A 7,349-nucleotide genomic window follows, 5' to 3' on the forward strand; every position below is an offset into this window, starting at 1 on the left:
TGTGGGAGGGGAAGAAGCCCATCCATTCGGCCTCGAAGAACTCCCAGTCGATCAGCGCCTCGAGCCTCACCAGCTCATGGCGCATGTCAATCAGATTGATGAGTCGGGGACGCAGCAGGTCGTCCTGCTCGGGTGCGCGAGATTTGGGCTTCATCGGGCCTCCGAAATCGCAGGGTTCCGGGCCCAAGCATACCAAACCCTGCGACATCAGAGCACCGCCGATCCCGGCTCATGTCAGGAAATCAAAGCAATGTGAGTTGTTCAGGGCGGACTACTGATCCGGGGCTTGTGCGGATGATCCCTGTCCCGGCGAACACCCGGGTGTGGCTGGCGGCCGGGGTGACGGACATGCGGCGCGGGTTCACCACGCTGGCGGCCCAGGCGGAGACGGTGCTGAAGCAGGACCCGTTCGCCGGGCACATGTTCGTCTTCCGCGGTCGGCGCGGTGATCTGATCAAGGTCATCTGGTGGGACGGCCAGGGCGCGTGTCTGTTCAGCAAGCGCCTGGAGAGGGGGCGGTTCGTGTGGCCGTCGGCGAAGGAGGGCAAGGTCGCGCTGACGCCGGCGCAGCTGTCGATGCTGCTGGAGGGGATCGACTGGCGTCTGCCGCAGCGAAGCTGGACGCCGCTGAGGGCGGGATAATCCAGTGCCGGCGGCACGTCCGGGATTCCTGCCGCGCCCCTGTTTTGCTATGATCGGCCATGCTGGACGTGGCCAAATCCCTGCCCGAAGATCCCGAGGAGTTGCGGCGGTTCACGGCGCTTTTGCTGGCCGAGGTGAAGTCGCAGGCGATGCTGATCGAGAAGCTGCGCCACCAGCTGTCTGGTCACAGAAGCCATCGCTTTGGCGCCTCGTCGGAGACGACCCTACAGCTTCAGCTCGCGCTCGAGGCGACCGAGATCTCTGTCGCCAAGATGACCACGAAGCTGCGGCTTCCGGATGAGGAGAAGGGCAAGCCGAAGCGCCGTCCCATTCCCGATCACATCCCGCGCCAGGAGATCGAGCTGACCACCGGCGATGATGACTGTGCCCATTGCGGCGGCTCGCTGCGACGCCTGGGCGAGGATGTCACCGAAGAGCTGGAGTATGTTCCGGGCCGGTTCATCGTGAACCGTATCGTCCGCCCGCGCATGGCCTGTTCCGGCTGCGAAGCCTTCACACAGGCCACTCTGCCATCCCGCCCGATCGAGCGCGGTCGCCCCGGACCCGGCCTGCTGGCCCACGTTCTGGTCTCCAAATACGCCGACCACTTGCCGCTCTATCGCCAGAGCCGGATCTTCGAGCGCGAGGGGCTCGATTTCGACCGCTCCACGCTGGCCGACTGGGTCGGCAAGACGACGGCGCTGCTGGAGCTGCTGGCCGACGCCGTCGGGCGACACGTGCTGGCCGGCCAGGCGATCTTCGCTGACGACACGCCGGTGAAGATGCTGGCACCTGGCACCGACAAGACGGCGACAGCGCGTCTCTGGGCTTATGGTCGGGACGAGCGCCCTTGGAATGGCGATGCTCCACCCGCCAGCTGGTATCGCTTCTCGCCCGACCGGAAGGGCCAGCATCCGAAGGATCATCTGGCATGCTGTCGGGGCTGGATGCACGCCGACGGCTATGCCGGGTTCGAAGATATCTACCGGTCCAGCGACATCCGCGAGGTCGCTTGCATGGCCCACGTCCGGCGCAAGTTCGTCGACATCCACAGGGCCCGGGGGTCGGCCATCGCCGACGAGGCTATCAAACGCATCGCGCAACTCTATGCCGTCGAGAAGGAGGCGCGGGGTTCGCCGCCCGATTGTCGGGTCGAGATCCGGCAGGCGAAAGCAGCGCCGATCTTCAATGATCTTGAGACCTGGCTGCACGGCCAACTGCCCAGAATCTCGGGCAAGTCGCCGCTGGCCATGGCGATCCGGTATGGTCTGACGCGCATGAAGCGACTTCGGCCCTATCTGGCTCACGGCTTCCTCGAACTGGATAACAACGCGGCAGAACGCGCCATGCGATCGGTGGCCGTCGGACGGAAGAACTACCTGTTCGTCGGCTCAAAGACCGGCGGCCGCGCCGCCGCCATCGCCTACGCCTTGATCGAGACCGCCAAGCTGAACGGCGTCGATCCGCAGTCATGGCTCGCCGGCACTCTCGCGCGCATCCCGGACTACAAGATTAACCGGATGGATGATCTCCTGCCGTGGAACTGGTCAAACCAAGCGGCCTGACCGGACGCTTACACATCGACCACCGCCTGACCCCGCCGAAGTCGCCTCAAACCAACGGCATGGTCGAGCGGTTCAACGGTCGGATCGAGGAAGTGCTGCAAAGCCACCACTTCCGATCGGGCGAGGATCTGGAGACCACGCTTCATCGCTACGTCTGGCTCTACAACCAGCAACTCTCCCAATCAGCCCTGGCGACCGGGGCGCCCTTGCAGGCGATCAAGGACTGGCACACCCTCAAGCCAGAGCTGTTCAGGAAACGGCCATACTACCTGCCGGGATGTGACAGCTAGTGCGCAGAACACTTGATGTCAGTCCCCCGCGAGGCCATGGGATGGGGGGGTTGGAAAAAAAACGTCACCCTGCCGCCGACCTCAACGGAGGATGACGGGATCTACCGCCATCTCGGATCGGATCTTCTCGGCGAAGACGGCGGCGCGCGCATCGAAGGAATGGGTCCGCTTCACCCAGTCCGCCACGTCCCGGCGCTTGTCGAGATCGACGAGATCCGCCCCGTTCAGGATGGCCGTGAACTCCTCCACCCCCTCGAAGCAGTTGGCATAGTCCGGCGGCACCAAGTCGGCGAGGCCGCGCACGCCGTCGACAGCCAGCCGGCCGCCCGCGCCGAGGACGTCAAAGACCCGGTTCGAGACGTAGCCCAAGGCCTTCATGTCGTCCCAATGGTCGCAGATGACCAACCGGCTGGAGGCGTAGAATCCCCCGAGCACCTGATTGGAGATGACCCCGCCCTTGAATCGTTCATCGGTGATGAAAGCCTCCCAACCGACGCCGTAGATGTCGATGTCGAGTTCGTGCTGGATCGCCCAGCGGACGGGGTCTCGCAGCACGCCACGCGAATTGGCGACATAGAGATTGCGGTTGGGCTGGGAGTTTATCTCGGCGGCATCGAAGAAAAAACGGGTCGTGTCGGTGCATTGCGGCATGAAATCGATCCTTCCCGGGACGAGCTGCGCAAGCGAGTCGGCGTGGTATTGCGAGGCGACGTAGGCGTGGTCGAACTCTTCCAGTTCGGAGATGCTGATGGCGTTGGGATGGCTGATGAGCCAGAGCAGGTTGGTCTGGTGGCGCTTCGGCACGTAACGGCGCAGGCCGCGCAAGGCGATCACGACGTCGTCGGAATTGCTCACGCCGGAGTCCCAGCTCTCGCGGCAATCGACCCGCGCGACGAAGCCCTGCCGGCGCAGCGCGGCGGCGAGGCTCTGGGCATAGTGGAAGTCGCCCCATTGTTCCCGTTCCTTGTAGGTCGCGGCGCATTTAATCGCGATCCGGATCGGGGCCTTTTCGGTCAGGTGTGACAGCAGTTCCCGCGCGCGCACGTCATATGTGTGTCCCGTGCGGATGACCTCCTGCATCTCTTTCGCGCGCGCGATGCGCTCCGGCTCGTTCTTTAGCCAGTAATTGAGCGTCTCGGTCAGGCTGTCGGCGTCGTGGAACGTCGGGACCAAATCACCGAACAACTCCCGACATCCCAGTTCACCGTTCGAAATCAGCAGCGCGCCCGAGGACATGGCGTCGAACACGCGGCTGTTGCAGCTGCCCCAGGGCTTGGTCGCGACATTGGCATCGTCCAGCACGACACGGGTCGAGCCGTAGACCCGCGGGATCGAGGAGTAGGGGACGGGCCCCTGGCCGAGCGTCTCGAAGGGTGTGCCCTCCCAGTTGTGACCGAAGACCTTGCCCTTGCCCTCGATCCGGCCGGGATCGAGCTGGAACTCGATTTCGCGAGGAGGCCCGAAGCGGTTGCCGGTGAAGGAATAGTCACTCTGCCAATCGTCCTTGAGCTTGGCCTCGGCGAAGTCATGATAGCTGGATGCGATCGGCAGCAGGTGGACCGGCCGGTCGGTGCGCGCCTCCAGCATCTCGCAGGCAGGTGCCGAGGACGCGAAGAGGAAATCGTAGGCGTAGAGAGATGCGTCCTCCGCCCAACGGTCAAACCACTGCCGCATCCAGTTGACGGTCACGAGCCATGGGCTGGCGTTGCGGCCCTTGGCGATATCGAAGCGGTTGACCATCGCCACCACGACGTCGATCCCGGAGAGGTCGTACCAGTCGCTTTCGGGAACGTATCGGACGTGGCACGGCAGGATCCTCTGGAGTGCGCGTCCCAATTCCAGCGCGGTATAGTAATCTCCAAAAGGCGTTTCGTCGCCGACATCCGTCACCATGAAGGAGAATACGGGTCGGATGCCGGTGATGTAGCCTGGATGGGCGAGGCTGGTCCGCTTGACCATTCGGCGAAGCGTTTCGCCCCATCTTCCGGTGAAGATCTCGTTGTTGCGCTGCCGCCAGTGGGCGGAGCTCGTATCCTTCCGCCGGCTGAAGCCCCGACGATGGGTCACCGTGATATCATTCGCGCACACGATGTCACGGTCGAGCGTCGTGCGCACCTTGAGGCACAGGTCGATGTCTTCCAAGCCGTAGAAGTAACTCTCGTCGAAGCCGCCCACCGCCTCAAAATCGGAGCGGCGCATCGCCAGGAATGCCCCTGTCACCGCGATACAGCGTACGGTCTCGACGATGCCATCAATTTCGGCGCAGGCCCGCGCCTCATAAGGGCGCACCCAATTCTGGGGCGTAACCCTACTCTCGAAGAAGACGCCGAGATGCTGGTCGATCCTGAGGTCCTTACGCCTGGGATGGTCGATATGATCCAAAAGCCTGACGCCAACGGCGCCGATCTCGGGGCGGCGCATGTAGTCGCGCAGCCGCGCGCTGAAACCCTGATCAAAGATCAGATCATTATTGGCGAAGACCAGTATGTCCCCCGTCGCATGGGTGACGCCAAAGTTGTTGGAATCGCTGAAGCTGCAATTGCTACGCCGAGCGAGGAAGCGGATGTCGGCCCCCTTCGCGGCATGCCTCTCGCAGACGCCCCGCGAGTCATCGGTCGAGCCGTGATCGACGACGATCCACTCAATCTCCCCGTTCAGATCTTCTGATGCGCAGGAGTCGAACATGGCGTCGAGAAGCTCCGCCCCGTCGAGGTTGAGCACGATCACCGAGACGCGCCCCGTAAGCGCGACTTCGGGTGCCGCACCCGCCGTCCAGACCCGAGGCGCGGGGAGGGCCGCAGGAGCGACGATCCCGGGGGGAAGCTCGGTGGTCATCTTGCCTTTCACCAGCGGGTTCCTCCGCCCTATCGGCCGAACCTCCATTTCGACCTCGCGCAGCGCGGTCGCGTTCGGCGGCACCTCGAACCGGAAGCCATTGAAACCCAGGTTGCCGTAGATATCGCGGATATCCTTCCGGTAATATCGCGTCTTGGAATAGGAGACCGGCACGCCGTCATTATACAGGACAAGCTCGACCGGACTGTCAGGCTCTTGGAGGCAAATCGCCCAGCCCTCGATGACATCAAAGCCGAAGCCGTCCACTTCGCCCGCAATCTCTCCATCGGCGGGCATCTCGGGAACGGTCGCCATTTCGATTTTGCGTATCGGACGGCGCCCGTCTAGGCGGGCGACCGGCAGGTAAAGTCGCGCGTCGTGCTCGGCGCCGGGAAAAGCCAACCAGAAGGCTTTCTCCTCGTCATTGGGACGGACTGGGACGGAGAAGCGGAACTGAAATGCCTTCCCAGCCTCCAGTTGAAGGGTCGAGATCGCCGGGGCCACGGCAATGCCCGATGCGATGATTTCGGTCTCGCGCATCAGATCCACCCGAACGGGCATCCCCGGATAGAGCGGATTCACGACATCGCCCTCGACCGCAAGTAGGCCGGTCTTGATCCGCGCGGTCCTGATCTCGATGAAATCCGTGAGCGGTGCGCCGCCGGCCACCATATGCGTCAGCGAGCCGGTCCAGATCGGGCTCGGATCGTTCGGGGCCGTGGTCAAATGCAGGATAGCGCCTTCGTCGAGCGGTGGGTCGAACGCAACCGTGATACCCGCCTGAAACCGCACTTCCCCCTTCGCGATCTCTGCGGGGCCGAATTCGATCTCGCCACCGCGACCGGAAGTCTGTTCGCGCCAGAACAGCCGCTCGGCATCTGAGATCAACCAGCCCGAGAGCATCGAGGGATGGCTCGACAGCGATGCAGCATAGACCGGGGGGCTCTCAAGGGCGCTGATCAGGCCCTTCACGCGTCGCGCCGAGAAAGGCGCGAACGGCATTACATCGGCCGCGAGGAGTTCCGCCCTCGCAGTCTCCGAGAGTGGGACCCGGAAGCGCTTGAACGAAACGTCCATCAGAAGGACCGCGGCGCCCCGGGGGAGATCGATGACGATGCCGGGTCGGAAGCGTCCGACGAAACTCGTATGTAGAAAAGCACCCGCGATTTCGTACCATTCGTCGGAATCCAGCAGCACACCTTGATCCGGCACGGTGGCGAAGGGGCGCCGGGAACCGGTCTGGGTATTGGTTTTCACCAGGAGGGGCTTTATCTTGGCGGGCGCATCACCCTGAGCGATCTGCAGCACAAAGCGCGCTGCAAGGATACCGATCTCGGGCAAGTCGAGAGGGAGGTAGAGCCGCACCCACCCATTCCCGGGCGCCGTCCGTATCAGATGACCGGAATATCCGTCGATCTCGATAGAGCTCACCTTCACGGGCGCCCGATTCAAGACGGGCTTCCACTCGATCATTAACTCGTCGGTCAAGACGATCTGGTTTTCCAACGGGGGAAAGCTCTCGCTCGGGTCTTGCCGATGATCCATGCTCGAAATTCCTTTGATCCGGGGAGGCCGATATCTGCAAGACGCTCCGGGGCGGCTGGCACCATTTTATGCGATGCCTGCCTAACTGTCACATCCCGGCGGGTAGTATGGCCGTTTCCTGAACAGCTCTGGCTTGAGGGTGTGCCATTCCTTGATCGCCTGCAAGGGCGCCCTGGTCTCCAGGGCTGATTGCGGGAGTTGCTGGTTGTAGAGCCAGACGTAGCGATGGAGCGTGGTCTCCAGATCCTCGTCCGATGGGAAGTGGTGGCTTTGCAGCACTTCCTCGATCCGACCGTTGAACCGCTCGACCATGCCGTTCGTTTGAGGCGACTTCGGCGGGGTCAGGCGGTGGTCGATGTCGAGGGCGGCGCAGAGCGCGTCGAACGCGTGCTCGCCCGTGGCCGCGCGCTTGCGCAGGCCGAAGAGGCGATCGGTGAACGCCTTGCCGTTGTCCACTGCCCGGCAGGGCATT

Annotated in this window: 4 protein-coding genes and 2 pseudogenes; 3 read left to right on the forward strand and 3 right to left on the reverse strand. The window is 63.3% G+C overall.

Annotation, left to right across the window (positions count from 1 at the left end):
- Positions 1-154 (reverse strand): annotated as a pseudogene (locus DR046_RS22355) (IS5/IS1182 family transposase); the annotation flags it as partial.
- A 140-nt stretch (positions 155-294) separates the two neighbouring features.
- Between DR046_RS22355 and tnpB the strand changes: the two are divergent.
- The 3 genes and pseudogenes from tnpB to DR046_RS22370 all read left to right on the forward strand — a co-directional run.
- Entirely contained in the window at positions 295-642 is a 348-nt protein-coding gene (gene tnpB / locus DR046_RS22360) for an IS66 family insertion sequence element accessory protein TnpB (RefSeq protein WP_115384563.1), read from the forward strand.
- A 59-nt stretch (positions 643-701) separates the two neighbouring features.
- Entirely contained in the window at positions 702-2,207 is a 1,506-nt protein-coding gene (tnpC, locus tag DR046_RS22365; RefSeq protein WP_115384564.1) for an IS66 family transposase, read from the forward strand.
- Between the two features lie 8 nt (positions 2,208-2,215).
- Positions 2,216-2,497 (forward strand): annotated as a pseudogene (locus DR046_RS22370) (integrase core domain-containing protein); the annotation flags it as partial.
- 81 nt (positions 2,498-2,578) lie between these two features.
- Here DR046_RS22370 and DR046_RS22375 read toward each other — a convergent pair.
- Both DR046_RS22375 and DR046_RS22380 read right to left on the reverse strand, forming a co-directional pair.
- Positions 2,579-6,877 carry a glycosyltransferase family protein gene (locus DR046_RS22375; protein ID WP_115384565.1) on the reverse strand — a complete coding sequence of 1,433 codons (4,299 nt, stop codon included), beginning with the start codon at positions 6,875-6,877 and terminating at the stop codon, positions 2,579-2,581.
- Positions 6,878-6,958: 81 nt separating this feature from the next.
- The coding region (locus DR046_RS22380) for an integrase core domain-containing protein (RefSeq protein ID WP_135227388.1) at positions 6,959-7,349 on the reverse strand (391 nt) is incomplete at its 5' end.

Origin of the sequence: Jannaschia formosa (assembly GCF_003340555.1) — a bacterium.
In the GTDB taxonomy this organism is placed as follows: Bacteria; Pseudomonadota; Alphaproteobacteria; order Rhodobacterales; family Rhodobacteraceae; genus Jannaschia; species Jannaschia formosa.